Origin of the sequence: Roseovarius confluentis (assembly GCF_002917925.1) — a bacterium.
GTDB classification, from domain to species: Bacteria; Pseudomonadota; Alphaproteobacteria; order Rhodobacterales; family Rhodobacteraceae; genus Roseovarius; species Roseovarius confluentis.
Window position 1 is genome coordinate 129,989 of sequence record NZ_PPFE01000002.1, and the last position, 22,399, is coordinate 152,387.

15 protein-coding genes and 1 tRNA gene are annotated in these 22,399 nt (G+C 62.6%); 7 read left to right on the forward strand and 9 right to left on the reverse strand.

All coding sequences use genetic code 11. The features are described from left to right. Positions 1-192 precede the first annotated feature (192 nt). The 5 genes from C2I35_RS05480 to C2I35_RS05500 form a co-directional block, all read right to left on the reverse strand. Entirely contained in the window at positions 193-1,869 is a 1,677-nt protein-coding gene (locus C2I35_RS05480; protein ID WP_103762038.1) for an alpha/beta hydrolase, read from the reverse strand. Between the two features lie 61 nt (positions 1,870-1,930). After that, entirely contained in the window at positions 1,931-2,704 is a 774-nt protein-coding gene (locus C2I35_RS05485; RefSeq protein ID WP_170067129.1) for a GntR family transcriptional regulator, read from the reverse strand. 11 nt (positions 2,705-2,715) lie between these two features. Next, positions 2,716-4,191, reverse strand: a complete 1,476-nt coding sequence (locus tag C2I35_RS05490) for a tripartite tricarboxylate transporter permease (RefSeq protein WP_103762040.1) — start codon at positions 4,189-4,191, stop codon at positions 2,716-2,718. Positions 4,192-4,210: 19 nt separating this feature from the next. After that, positions 4,211-4,636 carry a tripartite tricarboxylate transporter TctB family protein gene (locus tag C2I35_RS05495; protein ID WP_103762041.1) on the reverse strand — a complete coding sequence of 142 codons (426 nt, stop codon included), beginning with the start codon at positions 4,634-4,636 and terminating at the stop codon, positions 4,211-4,213. A gap of 44 nt (positions 4,637-4,680) precedes the next feature. Continuing rightward, entirely contained in the window at positions 4,681-5,622 is a 942-nt protein-coding gene (locus C2I35_RS05500) for a Bug family tripartite tricarboxylate transporter substrate binding protein (protein WP_103762042.1), read from the reverse strand. A gap of 113 nt (positions 5,623-5,735) precedes the next feature. On the opposite strand from C2I35_RS05500, the gene C2I35_RS05505 reads away from it, so the two are divergent. Next, positions 5,736-8,036, forward strand: coding sequence for a DUF3604 domain-containing protein (locus C2I35_RS05505; RefSeq protein ID WP_146049974.1), 2,301 nt, complete (start codon positions 5,736-5,738; stop codon positions 8,034-8,036). A gap of 491 nt (positions 8,037-8,527) precedes the next feature. Here C2I35_RS05505 and C2I35_RS05510 read toward each other — a convergent pair whose 3' ends face one another. The 3 genes from C2I35_RS05510 to C2I35_RS05520 form a co-directional block, all read right to left on the reverse strand. Next, positions 8,528-9,580, reverse strand: a complete 1,053-nt coding sequence (locus C2I35_RS05510) for a 2,3-butanediol dehydrogenase (protein ID WP_103762044.1) — start codon at positions 9,578-9,580, stop codon at positions 8,528-8,530. 95 nt (positions 9,581-9,675) lie between these two features. Continuing rightward, positions 9,676-11,475 carry an NAD(P)/FAD-dependent oxidoreductase gene (locus C2I35_RS05515; RefSeq protein ID WP_103762045.1) on the reverse strand — a complete coding sequence of 600 codons (1,800 nt, stop codon included), beginning with the start codon at positions 11,473-11,475 and terminating at the stop codon, positions 9,676-9,678. A gap of 140 nt (positions 11,476-11,615) precedes the next feature. Then, positions 11,616-13,364, reverse strand: a complete 1,749-nt coding sequence (locus tag C2I35_RS05520) for a sigma-54-dependent Fis family transcriptional regulator (protein ID WP_103762046.1) — start codon at positions 13,362-13,364, stop codon at positions 11,616-11,618. Positions 13,365-13,593: 229 nt separating this feature from the next. On the opposite strand from C2I35_RS05520, the gene C2I35_RS05525 reads away from it, so the two are divergent. The 5 genes from C2I35_RS05525 to C2I35_RS05545 all read left to right on the forward strand — a co-directional run bounded on the left by C2I35_RS05525 (position 13,594) and on the right by C2I35_RS05545 (position 18,066). Beyond that, a tRNA-Gly gene (locus C2I35_RS05525) sits at positions 13,594-13,667 on the forward strand. Positions 13,668-13,821: 154 nt separating this feature from the next. Continuing rightward, positions 13,822-15,588: an ABC transporter transmembrane domain-containing protein gene (locus C2I35_RS05530; RefSeq protein WP_425442879.1), complete on the forward strand. Its 1,767-nt coding sequence runs from the start codon at positions 13,822-13,824 to the stop codon at positions 15,586-15,588. 141 nt (positions 15,589-15,729) lie between these two features. Further along, complete coding sequence (locus C2I35_RS05535; protein WP_103762048.1) at positions 15,730-16,716, forward strand: NAD(P)H-binding protein; 987 nt, start codon at positions 15,730-15,732, stop codon at positions 16,714-16,716. A 59-nt stretch (positions 16,717-16,775) separates the two neighbouring features. Beyond that, entirely contained in the window at positions 16,776-17,684 is a 909-nt protein-coding gene (era, locus tag C2I35_RS05540) for a GTPase Era (RefSeq protein ID WP_103762049.1), read from the forward strand. Between the two features lie 49 nt (positions 17,685-17,733). Continuing rightward, positions 17,734-18,066 carry a DUF1491 family protein gene (locus tag C2I35_RS05545; protein WP_103762050.1) on the forward strand — a complete coding sequence of 111 codons (333 nt, stop codon included), beginning with the start codon at positions 17,734-17,736 and terminating at the stop codon, positions 18,064-18,066. Between the two features lie 286 nt (positions 18,067-18,352). Here the strand turns inward: C2I35_RS05545 and C2I35_RS05550 are convergent, their stop codons facing one another. After that, positions 18,353-21,412: a VWA domain-containing protein gene (locus tag C2I35_RS05550; RefSeq protein ID WP_170067130.1), complete on the reverse strand. Its 3,060-nt coding sequence runs from the start codon at positions 21,410-21,412 to the stop codon at positions 18,353-18,355. Positions 21,413-21,565: 153 nt separating this feature from the next. Between C2I35_RS05550 and recO the strand changes: the two genes are divergently transcribed. Continuing rightward, positions 21,566-22,300: a DNA repair protein RecO gene (gene recO, locus C2I35_RS05555; protein ID WP_103762052.1), complete on the forward strand. Its 735-nt coding sequence runs from the start codon at positions 21,566-21,568 to the stop codon at positions 22,298-22,300. Positions 22,301-22,399 lie beyond the last annotated feature (99 nt).

Below are 22,399 nucleotides of genomic sequence, written 5' to 3' on the forward strand. Positions count from 1 at the left end.
CCTTGTGAAGAAATGAAGAAGGATTCTTGCTGACCATGCAACAACCATAGGATGTTTTTGCGCAATGATAAGCAAGAGGGGGCGGGGGCGCCTAAACCTGATTTCCGGGCGCGGCGCTTATTTGTTCCGCGCCGCTGGCCCGATGGTCCGGGAATGCGGTGCGGCGTGCCGAAGTGTGGGCAGGCGTGCGGCTCAACGAATTGCATTGGAACACCCTGCCTGAAAGCCGTTGTCGCAATGCGCCTCAAGCCGCTTGGTGTCGGCCTGCGTCCACCCTTGAGGAGCGGTTACCTCGACCCAGGGCGCGATGTAGTCTTGCGCATAATAGGCGTGGCCATGCCCGGGCGGGGACCCGAAGGACAAGGCCATGTCCAGCGCCAGCTGGAACTGCGTCACCACCGGCACGAAGACGAAATGTTCCGACATGTCTTCGGCAGGCGGGTCGCGCATCCAGGGCGGCGCACGCCAGAGCGAATAAGGATCGTAGAACACGACCGGATCGCTGGAATATTGCAGAAAGACGATGCGCATCCGCCCCCAACCGGCCTCGGTCCTCGATGCATCCGCCGTGTGCGAGGCGTAGCGCACCAGCGACCCGTCCCCGATTTTTGGCAGAACCCAGGGGCTGCCCGGCTCTCGTTGCCGCTGCACGTAATTCCAGAATGCCGAGGGAAACGGCGGGCCTGCCCAGAAGGCGCCGTCAATCGGGTCGTCCATCAGTCGGAAGAGGTTGGTCGCATGCATCGACGACCAGGCCCCGAGACTGAGGCCGTGCACGTAAAGGCGCGGGCGCGCATCGGCAGGCAGCGTCTTCCAGTAGCCGTGGACCACATCCTGCAACGCCGTCGCCTGTTCCAATCCGGTATCGGTCTCAAGTATTAGGGCCAGCGGTGACTGCAGGTAGGAATACTGCGCGGCGACCGTCGCGATGTCGCCGTCATGCATATACTCCACCGGGTCGTGTGAACCGGGATCCATCCAACCGGTCCCTGTCGGACTGGCCACGACCAGCACAGCGCGATCAAAGGCCCCTTGGCGCTTGAGTTCCGCGAGCGCCAGTTCAGCCCGGGCGCGCGGCGTCTCGCCGTTTGCCCGACCCACGTAAACGCGGATCGGATCCTTTGCCGGTCGTCCCATGAAGGCCGAGATGGCGGCGGCATCGGGGCCCGAGGTGATGAAGTTGCGGCCGGGCTCGCCAATGGCGGCCCAATCTATCAGCGAGCCGGCGCTTCCGGTCATCCGTGGGTCGGAGGGTGGTGGCGGGGCATTGTCAAAGAGCGCCTGCGCCGCCTCGTAGCTTTCATCGAGGCCGGAAACGACATGGTCGAAAATTCCGTCGCGCGTGACGAAGAAGAGAAGCGCAAAGACAGCTATCAGCCCAATAACATTGGCTCGACGCGGCGGCATCACCCGGTAGAACCTTGCGCGGATCAGTCGGAACAAAGACGCCACCAGACGCCCCAATGTGAAGGCGGCGGCGAAAACGGCAATCGCGATGAAAAGTATCTGCCAAAGATGGAGCGCGTCCGCCGGCTCCACGCCCATTTTCTCACGTAGCGCGTTCTGCCATGTCAGGCTTGACCCCAGAACCCACACGAAAATTGCCAAAGTGCAGAAAGATGCAATCCATTTGAGGTTTCGGGCGGCGCGTCCCGTCAGGCGAGGCATGTCCGCTGCGTGCCACAAGAACCCGACGATCTGGCCGGTAAAGTACCCGATCGCCGTAACGAGGCCGCCGAGGATGCCTTGAACCATTGGGCCGCGCGGTATCAGGGAAGGCGTCAGGGACGCGGCAAAGAAAAGCAAACCGATCAGCAGGCAGGGGACCGAGAAGCGCCCGACGGCGTCGGAGATGGCCCGGGCGATCATCTGCGCCGCTCCTTGAGATCCGGTGTGCAGCCCTTGGCTCGCGGTCGTTCTGCCCACCTGCTCATCCGATCAACTTTCCGAATGTCAGTTTGCACGCCGTGACCGGCGCGTAGACTTTCTGGAAATAGACCGGCATCGCATCCGGGCTCTGAGTTCTTGCGGTGATCTCGTACCATCCGACCGCTTTGAACTCGGGCGCCACATCGAAGGGTATGTCGCTTGCATCGACGACCAGTACGTCGTGCTTCACACTCGTGGTATTGACGCCGAACTCCTCCTTCAGGAAGGCGCGAATATTCACCACGGTTAGGCTTCCAGAGGTTCGTTCCAGCAGGCCGGGCGCTGTCTTTGGATGCACATACATCCGCGCATAGGACGACAGGCCCTCGCTCAACTGTAGTTCCCGGTCTATGCGGAGGTACGTGTCACTACGACCCAGAAACTCGGACCATTCGCCCTGATCCGATGTTTCCTGTATCTGCACATTGGCCGCCAGAACCTTCAGGCTTTCTTGGGTGCTGACGGATTGGAACCTGAAATGCCAGACCTGATCGCCGATCGACTGGTTGTTCTTTACCGAGGTACCGGACCCTCGCTTTCGTTCGATCAGGTCCATTTGAGTGAGTTGCTGCAGGGCGGCCTGCACCGTGCCGAGACTGACGCCGCACAGATCCACAAGCTCGCGCTCCGTCGGGAGGGGGTCGCCGGGCTGCGCAACGCCGGAGCGGATTGCCTCGATGATTGCCAGCCGCACTGCCGACCGCTTCTTGCAGGAAGGGTCGTCGAGGTGTTTCCGGGCAAAGTCGCTGATCAGCTGTTTTGCGTCCTGTTGCATGCCAGTATCTTTCATTTTCGCACTACAGCCCGGCCCAGTATGAATACTGCAAGACCGAAAAAGCCAATCGCGATCGGGCTGCGGAATACAGCGCCCGGGGTTGAACTGTAGAGTAGCATAGCCTGCCGCAGTGACGTTTCGAACATGTCGCCAAGCAGGAAACCAATGACCAGACAGACGATCGGAAAGCCGGTCCGGCGCATCGCCAGACCTACGACGGCAAAGACAAGCATGACGGCCACGTCGAAACCCGACTGCCCCGGCAAATACACACCCGCGATGCAAAGCGTCAGAATGGGCGGAAGCACAGCCCATTTCGGCAGACGTGCAACATGGCCCCAGACCGAAATGCCCATGCGTCCGAGACCCAGATGAACGAAATTGGCAATGATCATGGACGCGAAAAGTGCGTAGATCACGTCACCGTGCATGGTCAGCATGAACGGTCCGGGCACGATCCCGTGGATGATGAAGGCGCCGATCAGAAGCGCCGCCGCGATGTTTCCCGGAATTCCCAGCGCAATCGTCGGAACAAGATTCGAACCTACCACCGCACTGTTGGCGGCTTCGGTCGCGACAATGCCCTCGGGGTTTCCGGTTCCGAAACTGTCCGGCTTCTTCGAAGCGCGCTTTGCTTGTCCATAGCTGAGAAATGCCGCAAGCGTCACTCCGAGACCGGGCAGCATCCCAACGAGGGAACCGATCATCGACGAGCGCAGAATCGTTTTCCAATAGGTAAGGAACTCGCGAACCGGGAGCGCCCTGTTCTCGCGGGCGCCCTGGTTGATATAGCCGCTGTCGACGCCCTCTCGGCGCATATCGAAAATCTGTTCGACGACCGACGCGAGTGCAAGCGACCCGATCGCCAAGGCCGTCAGTGGAAGGCCGTCGTAGAGATTGATGTTGCCGAAGGTCATTCTGGGGGAACTGTCGATCGGGTCCAGGCCGATGGTGGACAGGAAGATCCCCGCGAAGATCGCGATCAGGGCTTTCAAAGGATTGTCACCGGAAACACCGGACAGCAGCGCGAACGCAAAAAGCAGGACAGCCGTGTATTCCAGCGGGCCGAACTGGAGTGCGATGGCCGCGAAAGGCACCACCAGTACGATCAGCAGGACATCGGAAATCATGTCGCCGGTGACGGAAGAGTACAGAGCGAACTTCATGGCGCGAACCGGCTCTCCGCGCCGTGCCATCGGGTTGCCGTCAAGCGCGGTGGCAGCCGCTTCCGGCGTTCCCGGAGAATTCAGGAGTATGGCCGGAACCGCGCCGCCGGACGTGCCGCCCTTGTTGATGCCCACGAGGAAGGCAATCGCGGAAATCGGCGACATGTAGTATGTCAGGGGAATGAGAACCGCGAGCGCCGTGACACTGCCAAGGCCGGGCAAGGCACCGATCACGATGCCCAGCAGGATCCCCGCCGCGATGAACAGCAGGTTGGTCAGCGTGAAGGCCGCTGCGAAGCCGGTGACGAGGTTCTCGATCATCAAAAGCCTCCTGGTCGCCTCAGGGCAGGTAGACGCCGAAAATGAAGCGCGCCCCAAGCCAGACCATCAAAGGGAAAAGGACCGAAACGAGCGCGACCACGAGCCGATTGCGACCGCCGGAAAAGACCATGGTGACGGCCGTCAACGGAATGGCCAATGCGAGGAAACCCGCCGTGTAGAATGCCAGAAGGATCACCCCCGTGGCCGCCGAAGCAAACAGAACGTCGGACAGCACGCTTTTCGATGGCACTGGCAGCTCTTCCCCGGTGTCGCGAACAAGCGTCTGCAGGATCAGACCGACAGCCAGCAGAAACACCACACCCGCCGACAGGTAGGGGATCACGGTCGGCGGCAGATCCCCGGGCGTTGTCTCGGAAGAGACCTGGCCCGGGATAAGCCAGAGAATGCAGGCCAGTGACGTGGCGGCGAGCAGAATTCCCGCCACTACATTGATGCGTCTGGTCTCCGCACCCTTATGGAGTGCCGTCTTCACTGGGTTGCCGCCACGACAGCTTGCAGGCCGGCTGCCGTTTCGTCGATTTCGGCCGTGATGGCCTCGGCGCCGAGATAAGCGACCGGGAACATCAGCTTGTTGGTCACCATGTCGACCAGTTCGTCATTCTTTGTTGCCGCCTCTATAGCCGTTTCGAGCGTGGCGATGACATCCGCCGGTATACCTGTCGGTGCGACGATAACCGCCTGCGAAGGCATTGAAACGCCGAAAGTCTCACCGATCGAGGTAATATCAGGGCTGGCCAGCAACCGTTGGGCGTTCATGGAAAGCAATACCTTGATCTTGTCGCCGTAGCGGTTGTGAACGCCACCACTCCACGCGAAATCGACCTTGCCGCCAAGCAGGAAGGGGACCATCTCGCCACCGCCTTTGGTGGGGATCCCCGTAAACTCCACGCCCCGTTCCTTGGCGATATAGTTGATATAGGCGCGGGACATGGGGCTTTGATCCGCGAAGTTGAGCTTCTGGTCGCTCGCTTCGGTGATCAGCTCATCCAGTGTTTCGTATGGCGCATCGGCCCTGGTCACGATGGCCTGCTGATACTCTGTGACCTTGGCGACATACTGGAAGCTGTCGAGGTCGAATTCGACATCCTGCGTCAACGGCGGCCAAAGCAGTGAGGACGAGGCGGCGAACATGATCGTGTAACCGTCAGGGTCCGAAGCCGCGACTTCGGTCGCGCCGACGGCACCGCCCGCCCCGGGCCGCGTCTTGACGACGACCTTGGTCCCCAGCTCCGCGCCAAGCGCATCGGCGAATATGCGGCCCATTGTTTCAGTGCTTCCACCGGCCCGGTACGGGATCACCATCGTGATCGGCTTCGACGGATAGTCGGCAGCGGCTACCGCCGTGCCCGTCGCGAGTCCGGCTGTCATTGCGAGAGCAAGGATCGCTCCGCGGCGTGAGAATAGTTTCATGGGGCCTCCGTGTTGACTTGCTTGATTGCTTGAATGTGCTCTGTAGTTTAATATAAAATTGCTATAAAGCAATATGGATAGATCGATCAGTTCTACTTCAAGGAGCAAATCTCATGACCTTGCCTAAGAAAGCAGCACCCGTTCCGACGCGTTTCGTCGGTGCGAACGGCCCTTCGGTTTGGCCGGGCGACGACTCGTCAATCTATGGCTCGGCCGTCTTAGAAGCCCCTGAAATCGTTGAGGTTCGCACTTTTCAGACGTATCATATCCACTATACGGTCGGGCGCCTTGGCCTTGACGATACCGGCGCCGTCCGAGTGGCCTTTCGCATGATCACGGATGCTGGAAAGCCACAGGCCACCGACCCGACCGCGGAAAACTACGTATCGGCGGAATTTAGCGGCAACGGTGAAATCAGCCTGCGAATCGGCCCCGAAGGTGCACGCCCCTGGATCCTGACCGTCACCGCGCAGCTTAACGGCGGATATCTCAGCGAAGGCGACCAGATCACGCTGACGTTCGGAGACACCTCGAAGGGGTCTCCCGGGATGCTCATGCAGACATTCGTCGAAGAGGGTTACGAACTGAGGGTAATGACCGATGTTCAGGCCACCGGGAATTTCCTCCCCTTGCCGGACCAGTTTGCCATCGGCGTTCATCCGGGGCCGGGCAGCAACTGGCGGGCCGTATTGCCGTCGCTGCGACAGGTCGGTGAGGGGTTTCGCTTTGGACTGAAGTGCGAAGACAAATGGGGGAATCCCACGGATCAGGCTTCGGGCAGGGTTAGGATCGAAACCAGCATTCCGGTCGACGGCCTGCCCGAGAGCTTCGACTATGTGCCATCCGACCGGTCCATGATTTTCGACGACCTGACGGTCAACGAAACGGGGACGCTTCGACTGAGGATCTTTGTCGACGACATGTTGGCCTGCGAAGCCGGGCCCATGGTGGTGAGTGACGCGGGCCTTTCGGGCTACTGGGGCGACCTGCACGGCCAGACCGGCGAAACCGTCGGTGTGAATTCGATCGAAAGCTATTTCGACTTCGCCCGCAACAAGGCGTTCCTGGACGTTTGCGCCCATCAGGCCAATGACTTCCAGATCAACCAAACGTTCTGGCACAAGCTGAACGACCTGACGGCCAAGGTGAACGAGCCCGGCAGATTTACGGTGTTTCCCGGCTACGAGTGGTCCGGCAACACCGCGGTCGGGGGCGACCACAACGTGTTCTACGCCACCGAAGGCCGGCCGATCTATCGCTGCTCGCATGCGCTACTCGAAGACCGGTCCGAAATGTCCGATGATGCGAACACGCTGACGGACCTCTTTGCCAAACTGAAGGACGAAGACGCGACGGTCTATGCCCATGTTGGCGGCCGGTTTTGCAACATCCATTACGATCATGACCCACGGATCGAAACGGCGGTCGAAATGCATTCCGCCTGGGGCACGTTCGAATGGGTGCTCACCGACGGTTTCCGGATGCGCCGCCGGGTCGGAGTCGTCTGCAACAGTGACGGTCACAAGGGACGGCCGGGCGCGAGCTATCCGGGGGCATCTCGATTTGGTGCCTATGGCGGCCTGACCTGTTTCCTGACGGACCGGAACGACCGCGGGTCAATCATGGAGGCCCAGAGACGCCGCCATCATTACGGTACGACAGGATGCCGGATGCACTTGGCCGTATCCGCTCGCTTTGAGAACGATGCAGCATTGTTCCGGCGAAATCCGTTGTCATCGCCGGACGTCGTGCCGGACAACGTCCGCAATGCAATGATGGGCGACATCGTGCGTGTCACGGACGAGACCGTTGACATAGATATTCGAGTCGAGGCGCATGCCGGCATCCTGGAAGTCGAGTTGCGCGACGCTGACGAAGTCATTGAAAGACTGCAAACCTACAGTCCAGATGACCTTGGAGAGCGCATTCGTGTAACGTGGTCAGGGGCGGAGTACAGGGGGCGTGGCCGAGACGTCCGATGGACCGGACGAGCTCAGTTCGACCAGGCCCGCATCCGTGACCTGACCACGATAAACACTTGGAACCCGGAAACGATTCTGGACCAGCGCGGCAGCCAGAGCGTGGTATGGAACGGCGTTACGACTGGCAATTTCATGGGGTTCGACGCGTATTTGGCAGACAGCCGGACAGGCAGGCTGAATATTTCCACAAACCAGCGAATGCTCGATGTCGCCCTGAAAGAAGTCGGCTTCGCACCTTCGGTGTTTGACGCCGGTGGTCTTGGGAAGAAGATCACGATCCAACGGCTTCCTGACGCGCCACTCGAACGTAGCGTGATAGCAACCAAATCCGTAAAAATCAGCGAGACCGGCGACACGCCTGTCTGGGTGCGGGTGACGACCGAGGATGGCTTCCAAGCGTGGAGCTCACCCATCTATCTGTATCGGAAATAGGTGCGCCACAGCATTCTAAAGTGGACTGGAGGCAATTACCGACGTCAGACAGGAACAATGCGCCTGCCTTCTTGGTGAAGCTTGGCCGCAAGGGCGCCCGATTTCGGAGCGTCCGTCAGACCGAGATCTTATTTGGTTATATCTGGACTACAAAAATCTACTTTGCAGACACCATCATGGACTGAAGGGAATGACTGCTTAGGGCCGTTTATGCCACTCACGCGGGAATAGTGAAACGCTGACCTCCGCTGTTTTGGTGACGACAGGCAGCACTGCGCGGCAGTGTACCTTAGGCGAAAGGGCGCGGTCTCGCAGGACGGCGCATGAACTCGTACTTTCGCCTACGGTACGGGTCGAGTGTGGAAATCCGGGTTTCCTCGCATTTCGTAAGGGTGTACCCCAGAAGCGCTTGGATCCTTCATGCTGCGCCTATAAGGGGCTCCGGCCGCGGCGTGTTATCGGGGCGGCCGGATTTCCGATGCAGCGGGACGTCAGTCGGGTGCTTCGACCAGGATTTTCACATGAGACTTTTCCGCCGCAAGCGCTTCGAAGCCTTCTGCGACGATCTCGTCCAAAGGGATCCGCTTGGTTACCAGTTGATCGGCGCTGAAGTGCCCTTGCGTCATAAGCGCCATGACCGCCGGGTAGACATTGCGATAGGCGATGGTGCCCTTCAACTGTCTCTCCTTGAGCACGACAGTGTTGGGCTGGAAGGACGCCTCCTGTTCCCAGATCGACACGACAAGAACCTGTCCCTCGTGGCGGGTCGCGTCGATGCATTGCGGCAGAACCTGAGGCACGCCGGTTACCTCGAAGGCAACGTGAACCCCACCCGTAGCCTCTCGAACCTCCGCGACAGCGTCCATCGCGGTTGGATCGATCGCCGACGTCGCGCCGAGATCCAGCGCCTTTTGCCGCCGCACCTCGGAGGGCTCCACGACGTGAATCTCCGACGCGCCTGCAACGCGCAGCGACTCCACAACCAGAAGTCCGATTGGACCCGCTCCGAAGACCGCGGCCTTATCGCCCGCCTTGATCTTTGAAAGGCGCACGGCGTGCAGGGCGACGGCAGCAGGCTCGACGAGCGCACCTTGTTCCATGGAAAGCCCCTGAGGCATCTTGTGCACCATGCGGGCGGGGACAACGCTGTAGGTTGCAAAACCACCGTGCCCGCCGGACAGGCCGACAAAACCGAGGCTGTCACACAAGTTGTACTTGCCTTCCAGGCAAGCGGCGCACTCTCCGCAGGCAAAGATCGGTTCGATGGCGACGCGCTCGCCCACCGCAAGGTCGGTGACGCCGTCGCCCAGCTCCGCCACGGTACCACAATATTCGTGTCCCATGGTTATCGGCGCCTTGTCGTGGCTCAGGGGGTGGTCTTCATCCACGGGCACGAATATTGGCCCGGCGAGATACTCGTGCAGGTCGCTACCGCAGATCCCGGTCCATGCGACCTTTACCTTCACTTCGCCCTTGCCCGGTTTTGGTTCGGGGGTGTCTTCGACGCGAATATCCTTCACGCCATGCCAACGCGCTGCTTTCATGTCTTTTCTCCAATGTCAGTCAGGGGGGGGCGCCCGGCGGGAGGTAGATGCCGGGCGCCTGGGTGCGCATCCTCGGGCGCTGCCCGTTCTCGGTATCACGACAGGTGATGCACCTCTTGCAGGCCGTAGACAGGGGTGGCGATGCCTTCCATCCGCGCCTTCAGTTGCAACGCAAGGTACAAGGAATAATGGCGAGACTGGTGCAGATTGCCGCCATGGAACCAAAGGTTTTCCTGCTGGGTCGGCTTCCACATGTTGCGCTGCTCGCCTTCCCACGGGCCGGGGTCCTTGGTGGTGTCGGAGCCGAGCCCCCAAACCTTGCCAACCTTGTCTGCAACGTCCTGGCTGATCAGGTCCGCGGCCCAGCCGTTCATCGAGCCATATCCTGTCGCCATGACCACCAGGTCGGCGTCCAGATGCGTGCCATCCGACAGCACGACACCGGTCGCGTCAAAGCGTTCCACCTGGCCTTTCACCAGCTTTACGTCGCCATCAATGATCAACTGGCTGGCGCCCACATCGATGTAGTATCCCGAGCCGCGGCGCAGGTATTTCATGAACAGGCCGGACCCGTCATCGCCCCAATCGAGATCAAATCCGGCTTTCTCGAGCCCGGCATAGAACTCGGCATCCCGCTCGCGCATCTGGTCATAGAGCGGGATCTGGAATTCATGCATGATCCGGTATGGCAGGGAGGCAAAGATCATGTCGGCCTTCTCGGTCGTCACGCCGTTGGCCACCGCCTCCTCGGAGTAGAGCGCGCCGAGGCCGATATCCATCAAGGTATCGGAGCGCACGATATGAGTAGACGAGCGCTGGACCATCGTGACATCGGCATCTGCTTCCCAGAGCGCGGCACAGATGTCGTGCGCCGAGTTGTTCGACCCGACGACGACCACTTTCTTGCCACTCCAGGCATCCGGGCCTTCGTGCTGCGAACTATGCTGGATCGTGCCCGTGAAGCTGTCCATGCCGGGAAAGTTCGGCATGTTGGGCTTGCCGGACATGCCCGTGGCCAGCACCAGCTGGGTCGGATGCAAGGTGATTTCTTCGCCGTCGCGGTTGACGGTGACGGTCCAGGTGCCGGCGGCCTCGTTATAGCTGGCCTTTTGCACCTCGGAGCGGGTCCAATAGTTCAGCTCCATGACCTTGGTGTACATCTCCAGCCAGTCGCCCACCTTGTCCTTGGGCGTGAAGACCGGCCAGTTTTCGGGGAACTTGATGTAAGGCAAGTGATCGTACCAGACCGGGTCATGCAGGCAGAGCGACTTGTAGCGTGACCGCCACTGGTCGCCGGGCCGGTCGTGCTTGTCGAGAACGATGGCCGGTACGCCGAGTTGGCGCAGGCGTGCGCCAAGGGCGATGCCGCCCTGCCCACCACCGACAATCACGGTATATGGCTGCTCGGAATATCCAAGCTCGGCAGCTTCGGCTTCGCGCTTTTCCTTCCACGACTTGCGGTTCTTGGCTGCGCCGTGTTCCGCGCCCATAGGGCGGCGCTTGCCGCTGTTTTCCTCGAAGCCTTTCAATTCCTGCAGCGCGGTCAACAGTGTCCAGATTCGCCCATCCTTCAGGCGCATCAGGCCCCAACCGCGGCCCACGGCGGTTTCAAAAGTGATCCATGCGGTGACGACACCGCCATCCTCGCCGGGAGCTTCGCTTTCCTGAATAGCGAAAGCGTGCGGCTTGGTGTGTTTCAATTGCGCCGTCAGCATGTCCTGCACGCCAGACGGCCCTTCTACCGTCTTGAGGTTCCAGGTCACGGCGACCAGGTCGCGCCAGTAACTGTCGGTGGCAAACAGAGCGCTTGCTGCCTGCACGTCGCCTTCCTCCAAGGCAGCGTTCAGGCTGTCGAGCACCTCTTGCACCTGTAAGGTGACTGTCGAATCGAGCATTGCGGTTCCTCCTCATCAGCAATGTGATGAGGGCAGAGTGGCGAAAGCACCTGCGGCCATTCCACGGAAATCCGGCACATGTCGCCCTATATGTGATCGCCGCGCTCCAGCATGTTGCACACGCAACAAGGCGCAACATCTCAGTCGGGCGCGCGCAACCCTTCTTTTCGGATGCGGCGCAGAACCGTTGACCGGTTCACCCCCAATCGACGTGCGGCACGGGCCATGTTCCAGTTACAGGCGTCCAGAACCGCCTCCAGATCCTGCTCGTGAGCGCGAGACTGCGGGGCCGGAGGTAGGTCGGGCAGATCGATCACGTTGGTTTCCGCCATTGCGCAGGCCACATCCAGTACATTGCCAAGTTCGCGCAGGTTGCCTGGCCAGGTGCGCGCAGTCAGTTCGGCCCGCGCCGAAGGCGTCAGGCGCATTTCTCCGCCGCGGCGCCGCCCAAGCAGGCGGTCAATCAACCAGCCAAGGTCCTGCCTTTCGCGCAGAGGCGGCAGTTCCAGCGCGGCGCCGGACAGGCGGAAATAAAGAGCAGATGGCATGATCTCCTGCGTCATCAGGTCAGACGGCGAGAATGCGGTGGTCGAAATCGGGCGCAAATCCGAATGCGCATCCAAAAGGCCCGCCAGAGCCCTTGCGGTGTCTGGCTGCAAATCCTCAATTCGGCGCAGCAGCAACGTGCCCGGTCCCGACTGTCCAGCAAGCGCGTCACGCATCTCTTCGGGGTGCGTTCCGGCACAATCAATGGCAACGAAACGACCGCGTCGAGATGCCATGTGAATGGCACGGGCCAGCTTGGTCTTGCCACTGCCGCTTTCGCCGCAGATGAGCAACGGCACCTGCGTCGGCGCGAGCCGGTCCGCCTGCGACAAAAGCCGGATCAAGGTTGGATCGCTTCCAGCCAGAGTTGCATGGAAACCGCTTAGCGCACGTTTTTCCGAAGCCTCCGCTCCCATGTGCGCCCTGCGCGGAGCCTGTGGCGATATAGCATGGCCGAACACGGCGCCTCCGTCTCCCAAAGCCACGACTCTTTCTTCAGTGGGGCGATCTCGCATCAGGTCAGGCAGGTCATCGACGTTCAATCCAAGAAGACTGTCGATCCTTTCACCGATAAGGCTCTTGCCACGCGACAGCATCCGTGTTGCGGCGCGCGTGGCCCCGATCACCCGACCTGACCCATCGAGTGATACGGCCGCTTCCGGGTCGACGTCGAGGAATTCGGGGCTGGAGGAAAACCTCAGCACCCACTCGCGACGGCTGGCTGCCATGAGATTCGCCATTTCGACCCGCCTGGCGGCCGCCGTAACCAGGGACATGGCAAGGTTCTGGCTACTTTTCGGGGCCGGAGAGCGCAGCAGAGAGATATCCAGCACTGCCGCGAGTTGCCCGAGGCTGTCGTAGATCGGCGCTGCGGTACATGACAGCCCCGTGTGCGCGTTTCCAAAGTGATCGTCCTGATGCACGGTCACCGGCTCTCCGGTGAAGATGCAAGCGCCGACACCGCAGGTGCCAGCAATATCTTCGGACCAGTTCGAGCCGAGGTAAAGACCTGCGTTGCGCAACTCGTCGACAAACAGATCGTCGCCGAAAAAATCGACACAGACGCCTTGTGCATCAGTCAACAACAGAACGTAGTTCTGTCCTGTGACCTGACGAAACAGGCTTTGCAGGCTGGAGCGCGCCGCGCCGATCATCCAATCAGCCTGATCGCGGTGAATGCGAAACTCCGTGTCCGTTACAATATGGGCTGGATCACTGCGAGTTGGGTCCATTCCATAGAGCTCGACGCAACGACGCCAGGAGGCATCCACGTAACCGTCTCGACCAGACGCGTGACCGTCCAGAACCTGCGCAATTTCCTCGACATGATGACGCTCAACCATGAGACCCTCCTGACGAACACGATAGCACGATCAAGAGATGTCCGCACAAAGGAAGACCGTTAATCAGGTTCTGGTACATAGAACCGAACGTGTTTGCATGGCGACGTCCTTTAGGAGATGGACGGAAAGCAGTCAAACTTCGCCGGTATGCCGAACGGCAGGTCTGGGCCGTTCGCTGACGTTGCGCTTGACCCGGCCCAGTGCATGAAATACTCCTCTGAATTGTTGAGCGGGCGTTGTGTAATGGTAAGACCTCAGCCTTCCAAGCTGATGATACGGGTTCGATTCCCGTCGCCCGCTCCAGTTTTCCGACGCCTGACTGCCTTTCGATAGCCGTGCCCGATTGTCCGCGTGGGGGTTACACCCTTGACCCCGGCGACGTGCCCGGCCATGACAAGGGCCGGACGAAAAATACGCGCGGGGATCCATGGTAAGACGGGCCGAAAACGGCGCAGACATGATCGAGCGGGAGGGGTCGAAGCGCATGGGGGTGCTGTCGGAACTCTGGCCGTTTTTGCAACCTTACCGACGATTGCTGGCATTGGCGGTACTGGCACTTGTGATGACGGCCTGTGTTTCGCTGGTGCTGCCCTTGGCAGTGCGGCGCGTGGTCGATAATTTCTCGGTCGAGGACGGGGCAATCCTGGACAGATATTTCCTGGCCGCGGTCGGTATTGCGGGGCTGCTCGCCATCGGAACGGGGCTGCGCTATGCGTTGGTGACGCGGCTCGGCGAACGGGTGGTGGCGGACATGCGCAAGGCGGTGTTCGACAAGGTGATCGGGCTGAGCCCGGCCTTTTACGAGCGTACCATGACGGGCGAGATCCTGAGCCGCGTGACCACGGATACGACGCTGATCCTTTCGGTGATCGGATCGTCGATTTCGATCGCGCTTCGCAACTTGCTGATCTTTGCGGGCGGGCTGGCGCTGATGCTGTTCACCTCGGCCAAGCTGACCGGGATGGTGCTGCTCTTGGTGCCGCTGATCATCGTGCCGATCCTGACGCTGGGGCGGAGGCTGCGCAAATTGAGCCGAGAGAACCAGGACTGGATCGCGGCCAGTTCAGGCAATGCCTCCGAGGCGCTCTTGAACGTGCAGACGGTGCAGGCTTTCACCCACGAAGGGGCCAGCCGGGCGGCGTTCTCGGACGTGACGGAGCGGAGCTTTGACGTGGCCCGGCGGCGTATCTGGGTGCGGGCGCTGATGACGGTTATCGTTATTTTCCTTGTGTTTACGGGCATTGTCTGCGTGCTCTGGATCGGGGCACGGGACGTTCGCGCCGGCGAGATGACGGCGGGCACACTTGTGCAGTTCGTCATCTACTCGGTCATGGTGGCCGGTGGCGTGGCGGCCCTGTCGGAGATCTGGGGGGAGTTGCAGCGGGCGGCCGGGGCGACGGAACGGCTGGTGGAGCTGTTGCAGGCCGAGGACGAGGTACAGGATCCGGTCCGGCCCGAGACGCTGCCGCGTCCGGTCAAGGGGCGCGTCGCCTTCGAGAATGTCAGCTTCACCTATCCCACGAGGCCGGATGCCCCGGCGCTGCATGAATTGAACCTGGTAATCGAACCCGGGGAGACGGTGGCGCTTGTGGGGCCGTCCGGGGCGGGCAAGACCACGATCATCCAGATGATCCAGCGTTTTTATGACCCGCAATCGGGGCAGGTGACGCTCGACGGTGTATCGCTCGATCAGATGGCGCGACCGGACTTCCGGGCGGAACTGTCGCTGGTGCCGCAGGAACCGGTGATCTTTGCCGCCTCGGCGCGTGACAACATCCGGTTCGGGCGGATCGACGCAGAGGATTCCGAAGTCGAGGCCGCGGCAAGGGCTGCCGCGGCACACGAGTTCATCATGGCGTTGCCGGAGGGGTATGACACGTACCTGGGCGAGCGCGGTGTGATGCTGTCGGGCGGGCAGAAACAAAGGGTGGCGATTGCCCGCGCGATCCTGCGGGATGCACCCGTGCTGTTGCTGGACGAGGCGACCTCGGCGCTGGATGCCGAGAGCGAACGGGCGGTGCAGCAGGCGGTCGACGGGCTGGCCAAGGATCGTACGACGGTGATCGTGGCGCACCGGCTGGCCACGGTGAAGAAGGCCGACCGGATCATCGTGATGGAGCAGGGGCGCATCGTGGCGGAAGGCACGCATGACAGCCTGGTGGCCGAGGACGGGCTGTATGCCCGGCTGGCGCGGTTGCAGTTCACGGACGGGGCGGCGGCGTAAGGCGGGGCCAAAAGCTTTGTGAAAGCTTTTGGCAAATCCTTTTTGAAAGGATTTCAGCGGTGCGCCGACCGTGAGTGCTCCTCGTTTGGTTTGCAACCGTGGCTTGGTGTAGTCTTGGCAAGCCATGACCGGGTTTCATTGATGCAAGACGATCCAGCCTACCTTTCAAAGCCCTCGGGCGCGTCGGTGCGTGTTGTGCTTTTGGGCGCGAGCGGCACGATCGGGCGGGCGGTTCTTGAGGCGTTGCTGGCGGATGCGCATGATGTGATCTGCCCGCTGCGTCGCGCGGACCCGGCGGTATCCGAACGCGTTCGGTGCGTCGTCGGGGACGTGTCGGCGCCGGATCTTTTGGCCGAGGCGATGCACGGGGCCGATGTGGTGATCAGTTGCCTGGCGTCGCGGTCGGGCGCGCCCGGCGATGCGTGGGCAGTGGATCATGGGCTGAACGCGGCGGCCTTGCGAGCGGCGAAGGCACGGGAGGTGCGCCGTTTCGTGTTGTTGTCGGCGATCTGCGTGCAGAAGCCGGTGCTGGCGTTCCAGAAGGCCAAGCTGGCCTTCGAGGCGGAATTGCAGGCCTCGGACCTGTGCCACGTGATCGTGCGTCCGACGGCATTTTTCAAATCGCTGTCCGGGCAGGTGGACAGGATGCGCGCAGGCAAGCCGTACCTTGCATTCGGTGACGGCCGGTTGACTGCCTGCAAGCCGATAAGCGACGCCGATTTGGCGCAATTCTTGGTGAACGCGCTGACGAATCCGGCCTGTGACAACCGCATCCTGCCGGTGGGCGGGCCCGGTCCGGCGCTGACGCCCGAAGAACAGGGCCGGTTGCTGGCCGATTCGCTGGGCGTGCCGTTCCGGATGAAGCGGGTGCCCGTGGGTTTGCTTGACGCTATCATTGCCACACTGAGTGTTACCGGAAGGTTAAACAGGCGCGCCCGGGCCAAGACGGAGCTGGCGCGGATCGGGCGGTACTACGCGACCGAGTCTATGCTGGTCTGGGATGACACCCGGCAATGCTATGATGCTGACGCCACGCCGGAATTCGGGCAGGACCGTTTGGGGGACTTCTATGCAAGGCTCGCGGCGGGTGAGATCGTGCTGGAGCGGGGCGACCATGCGGTGTTCTGAACTGGTCAAGCGCATGCGGATCGGGTAGGGGAAGCCCTTATGACAAAAGGCTTCGCATCATGACCCAACGCGCCGGTTTCATCGCCCTCATCGGGGAGCCCAATGCGGGCAAGTCCACGCTGCTCAACCGCATGGTGGGCGCGAAGGTCAGCATCGTGACGCACAAGGTGCAGACCACCCGCGCGCGTATCAGGGGGGTTGCGATCGAAGGCGACGCGCAGCTTGTCTTCGTCGATACGCCGGGGCTGTTCGCGCCGCGCCGCAGGCTGGATCGGGCGATGGTCGCCGCGGCCTGGAGCGGCGCGGCGGATGCGGACGTGGTCGTCCTGCTGGTCGAGGCGCATCGGGGCGTGACCGAAGGGGTCGAGAAGATCCTGGACGGGCTGGATGAATTGCCCAAGGGGCGGCGCGTGGCGCTGGCGATCAACAAGATCGACCGGGTGCAGTCCGAGGTGCTGTTGGGGCTGACCAAGGAACTGAATGAACGGCATGATTTCGTGGAGACTTTCATGATTTCCGCCGAGAAGGGGCATGGTGTCGAGGACCTGCGCAAGTGGTTGGCGAAGGAGATGCCCGAGGGGCCTTGGCTTTATCCAGAGGACCAGATTGCGGACCTGCCGATGCGGATGATCGCTGCCGAGATGACGCGCGAAAAGCTGACCCTGCGGCTGCACCAGGAACTGCCCTATCAGTTGACGGTGGAGACCGAGAACTGGGAAGAGCGCGAGGACGGGTCGGCACGGATCGACCAGGTGATCTATGTCATGCGGGACGGTCACAAGGGTATCGTGCTGGGCAAAAAAGGCGAGACAATCAAGGCGGTTAGCCAGGCGGCGCGCACCGAGTTGGAAGAGTTCCTGGGGCGGCGGGTTCACCTGTTCACGCAAGTCAAAGTGCGGCCCAACTGGTTGGACGAGGCCGAGCGGTATTCCGAGATGGGCCTTGATTTCAAGGACGGGAACGGGTGATCGGCCTTGACGCAGATGCCCCGGATCGAAGTCCGGGGCGGGAGGCGCCATGAGCCGACTGACGGCGGAGTTCTGGGTGCACGCCTACCTGGCACGGCTGCGGTTGATGGATATCCCGGCCTTCGTGGTGGCGCATGGCGATGACACCGGCGGGGCGGTGCTGGTGAAGCTGAACACGCTGGATGGGCAAGCGGCTGTTTTTCAACGCTCTTTCGACCTGATGAGCGGCGCGCGGACTTGGGTTACGCTGGCCGAGGGGGACGAGCGGGACGTCGATCAGGCCGTGGCGAAACAGCGGTCTTTCGATCCCGATCTTTGGGTGGTCGAGGTGGAGGACCGTCAGGGGCGGCACCTGTTGGACGAACCGGGATTGAAGGATTAGCGCCCCCGGGGCGCGTGGGTTGTCACCCACCCTACAAAGGTTAATGGGATCGGTTTGGGCGGAAACGGAACGTCGGTATCGCGTCGGTATCCGGGTGGTATGGCGACGGTGCGTTTTTCACGGTTTTGGCGGGTTAACGGGGCGCGCGCGGTAAAGCGGCAGTTAATGCGACGTGCGCAGCGGGTGGCCGCGAAGCAGGGAGGTCCCGGGTCAAGCCCGGGACGGGCGGGGATATTGGCAAGGGACCGCCAGACCGCTCGGACGGTCTGGCTCTCACGCGGCGTGGTTACTCTACTGTTATGACCTTGCGGGCCAGAACCTCTTGCCCCGCGACGTCGAGGAAGCGCAGTTCGTAGACGCCGGGCTCGGATGGCAGGTCGATCTGCGCGGTGGTGGCGCCGTCGGTGATCTTGACCGCCTGGAGCCAGGTGAAGATCGCCTGGTTGCCGCGCGCCAGCGTGATGCGCTGGTCGGCGCTGTTGCTGTCCACCTGCCAGCCGACGTCGATGGTGCTGCCGGGGGCCGCGCTGTCGGGGGCGGTGAGGGCGGCGCCGGTGTTGAGGGCGGCGTCCTCGGCCAGCACCTCGACCGTGTGGCGGGCCAGGACGCGGGTGCCTTCGCGCAGGACGTAACGCACCTCGTAGAGGCCGGTCTCGGCCGGGGCCTTGAGGGTGGCGGACGTGGCTTCGCGCACCGAGATGTACGTGCCGAATTTGTCGTCCGCCGCGCCCATCGGGACGAGGTTGATGTAGTCGTTGGTGGCGACCGTGCCGGTCCAGTCCACGGTGATATCGTCGCCTGCGCGGATCTGTTCGGGGCCGGTGACCGTGACCTCGGGCGGGGTCAGTTCGATCATGGCGGTGGCCAGCACCTTGGGGCCTTCGCGCATCAGGTAGCGCAACTCGTACATGCCCGGATCGGCGGGCATGGTGAGCGCCACCTTTGAGGCGTCGCGTACCACCTGGTAGTTGCCGAATTCGTTTTCCGGCGCACCGGCGGGGACGACGACGACGTAGTCCTGCGGGTTCACGGTGCCGGTCCATTCCACGGTGACCGACGCGCCCGTGGCGGCGCTGTCAGGGCCGGAGATTGTGACCTGCGGTTCGGTGACCTCGATCATGGCGGTGGCCATGACCTTGGGGCCTTCGCGCAGAAGGTAGCGCAGCTCGTACATGCCGGTGTCCGAGGGCGCGGTCAGCGTGGTCTCGGTGTTGTCGCGGACGACCTGGTAGTTGCCGAACTCGTTCTCCGCGGCGCCGACGGGGACGATGGTGACATAGTCCTTTGGGTTGACCGCGCCTGTCCAGCGGGCGGTGAACTGCGCGCCCGTGCTGACGGTTTCGGGACCGGAGACGGTAACCTGCGGCTCGGTGACCTCGATCATGGCGGTGGCCATGACCTTGGGGCCTTCGCGCAGGAGATAGCGCAATTCGTACATGCCGGTATCCGACGGGGCGACCAGGCGCGTCTCGCTGTCGTCGCGGACGGGCTGGTAGCTGCCGAAGGTGTCGGGGTCGGCCCCCACGGGGACGATGGTGACGTAATCCTTGGGGTTGACCGTGCCGGTCCAGGAGACGGTGAACTGTGCGCCGGTGGCGACGGTTTCAGGGCCGGAGACAGTGACCTCGGGGTTGGTCACCTCGATCGGGGCGGATGCCAGCACGCGCGGGCCTTCGCGCAGGACGTAGCGCAGTTCGTACATGCCGGTGTCGGAGGGCATGGTGAGCGTCACGGTGTCGTCGTCGCGCACCGGCTGATAGCTGCCATAGGTTCCGGCATCGGCGCCCACCGGCGCGATGGTGATGTAGTCCTTGGCGTTCACGGTGCCGGTCCAGCTGACCGGGACTTGCGCGCCGGTGACGGCGGTGGCCGGGCCGCTGAGCGTGACCTCGGGCGTCAGCAGTTCGATGGTGGCGCTGGCGAGCGTCTTGGTGCCTTCGCGCTGGATGTAGCGGATCTCGTGCATGCCGGGGTCGGCAGTGGCCAGAAGGCGACCGGAGCTGTCGTCGCGGACGGGGAAGTAGTTGGTGTAGGTGCCTTCGTCCGCGCCCATGGGGACGATGGTGATATAGTCCTTGGCGTTGACCGTGCCGGACCAGCTGACCGGGATTTCGGCGCCGGTGAGGGCGGTTTCGGGGGTCTGGAGCGTGACCTGCGGGTCGGCCACCTCGATAGGCCGGCTGGCGACGGTGCGGCTGTCGACGTTGAGGATGTAGCGGATCTCGTACATTCCGGGGTCGGCGGGGGAGGTGAGGTCGAAGCTCTCGTGCTTGTTGATGGCGCGGTAATTGGCCAGCGTGCCGGCATCGGCGCCGACAGGGACGATGGCGATATAGTCGCGCGGGTTTATGGTGGGCGACCAGCTGACGGTGACCGGGCTGCCGGTCTGGACGGTGTCGGCGGCTTGCAGGGTGACCTGGGCTGGCGTGATCTCGACCGGGTCGGTGCCGAGGACGGTTTTGGTCTCGGTACTGTAATAGCGGGCCTCGTAGGCGCCCGGCTCGCCGGGCATGGCGATGGTGACTTCGGTGTTCTTGCCGATGCGGGTGTATTGGCCAAGTTCCGTTTCGGGGGAGCCAGCGGGGGCGACGGCGATGTAATCGGCCTCGCTCACCGTGGGGTCCCAGGTGATGGTGGTGGGGCTGCCGGCGACGGCGGTGTCGGGCGCGTCGACGGTCACCTCGGGCGCCTGCGGTTCGGGCTCGGGCTCCGGTTCGGCGACGGCGGTGGCGACGGCGGAGAGGGCCGCGCCCAGTTCGTCGGCGTTGGAGGCCTGGATGTATTGCCCGCCGGTTTCCTCGGCGATGCAAGAGAGAGACGCGGTATCTTCGTCCGCGCCGAGGCCGAAGCCCACCACGTGGGCGGTAAAGCCGACGCCGCCTTTTTCCAGCGCGCGGGCCAGCTCGCACGGGTCCCGCTCGCAGCTTTCCAGACCGTCGGAGATGAGGACCACGGTGGCGGGGCGGTCGGTGTACGAAAGCTGTGTAGCCGCCTGTTCCACGGCGTCGGTCAGGGGGGTCTTGCCCGTGGGGGTGATGGACTTGATGCGATCCAGGATTTCGCTGCGCTGGGCCGCGCCGGGCTCGACGATGACCTCGATATCGGTGCAGTCGCCGCGGCTGCGGTGGCCGTAGGCCATGAGGCCGACGCTGCGGTCGTCGGCCCAGTCGCCCAGGAGGTTGTCGATGACATCGCGGGCGATCTCGATCTTGGCGGTGCCGTCGATCTGGCCCCACATGGAATTGGAGCCGTCGAACACGACCATGACATTGTCATTGGCCAGCGCCGCCGGGGCGGCCAGAAGCGTGGTGGTCAGCGCCAGGGCGCGGGTGGTGGAAAATGGCATCCAGAACCCCCTTTTCGTAAAATCAATTCGGGGGCAGATAAGCATACCTTTGGCCCCCGGTCATGTCCGGATTTCCAGACCGTGGGTCGGGGTGGGCCTTGGCAGGGTTCATCTTTTGATGTCCTATGGCCGTTCGGAAGGCGGAGCAGTGTCATGGAATGGCGTGACGAAGGCATAGTGCTGGCCAGCCGCCCGCATGGTGAGGCGGCGGCGATCCTGGAGGTGTTCACCCCCCTGAAGGGCCGGCATGCGGGCGTGGTGCGCGGCGGGGCGTCGCGCAAGATGGCGCCGGTTTTGCAGCCCGGGGGGCAGGTCGACGTGACGTGGAAAGCGCGGCTGGAAGATCACCTGGGCGCGTTCACGGTGGAGCCGGTGCGGTCGCGCGCCGCAGCGTCGCTGGGGGACCGGGTGGCGCTGGCGGGGCTGAACGCGGTCACGTCCTTGCTACTGTTCTGCTTGCCGGAACGCGAAGCGCATGGGCGGCTTTACGGACAGACCGAGGCGCTGCTGGACCTGCTGGGGCAGGGGGATGTGTGGCCGCTGGCTTATCTGAAGTGGGAGATGGCGCTGCTGGACGAGATGGGGTTCGGGCTGGACCTGTCGGAATGCGCGGTGCTGGGGCGGCAGGCGAATGACCTGAGTTTCATTTCGCCGCGCACGGGTCGGGCGGTGTCACGGGCCGGGGCCGGTGAGTGGGCCGACAAGCTGTTGCCGCTGCCCGCGCCGCTGTTGGGCGAGGGGGTGTGCGGCGATGGCGAGATATTGGAGGGGCTAGGGGTGACCGGGTATTTCCTGATGAACCACCTGGCGCCGGAGATGGGGCACAAGCCGCTGCCAGAGGCGCGGGCGCGGCTGATCCGGCGGCTGGAGCAGGTGGCGGAGCGGTGAAAGAGCGGTTATTCGGCAAGTGGCCGATCGTGCACCGCGCGGACTCAAGGCCGTAGGCCGCCGCGCGATCGCCAGCCCGTCCGGGCGGTCTGGCAATCG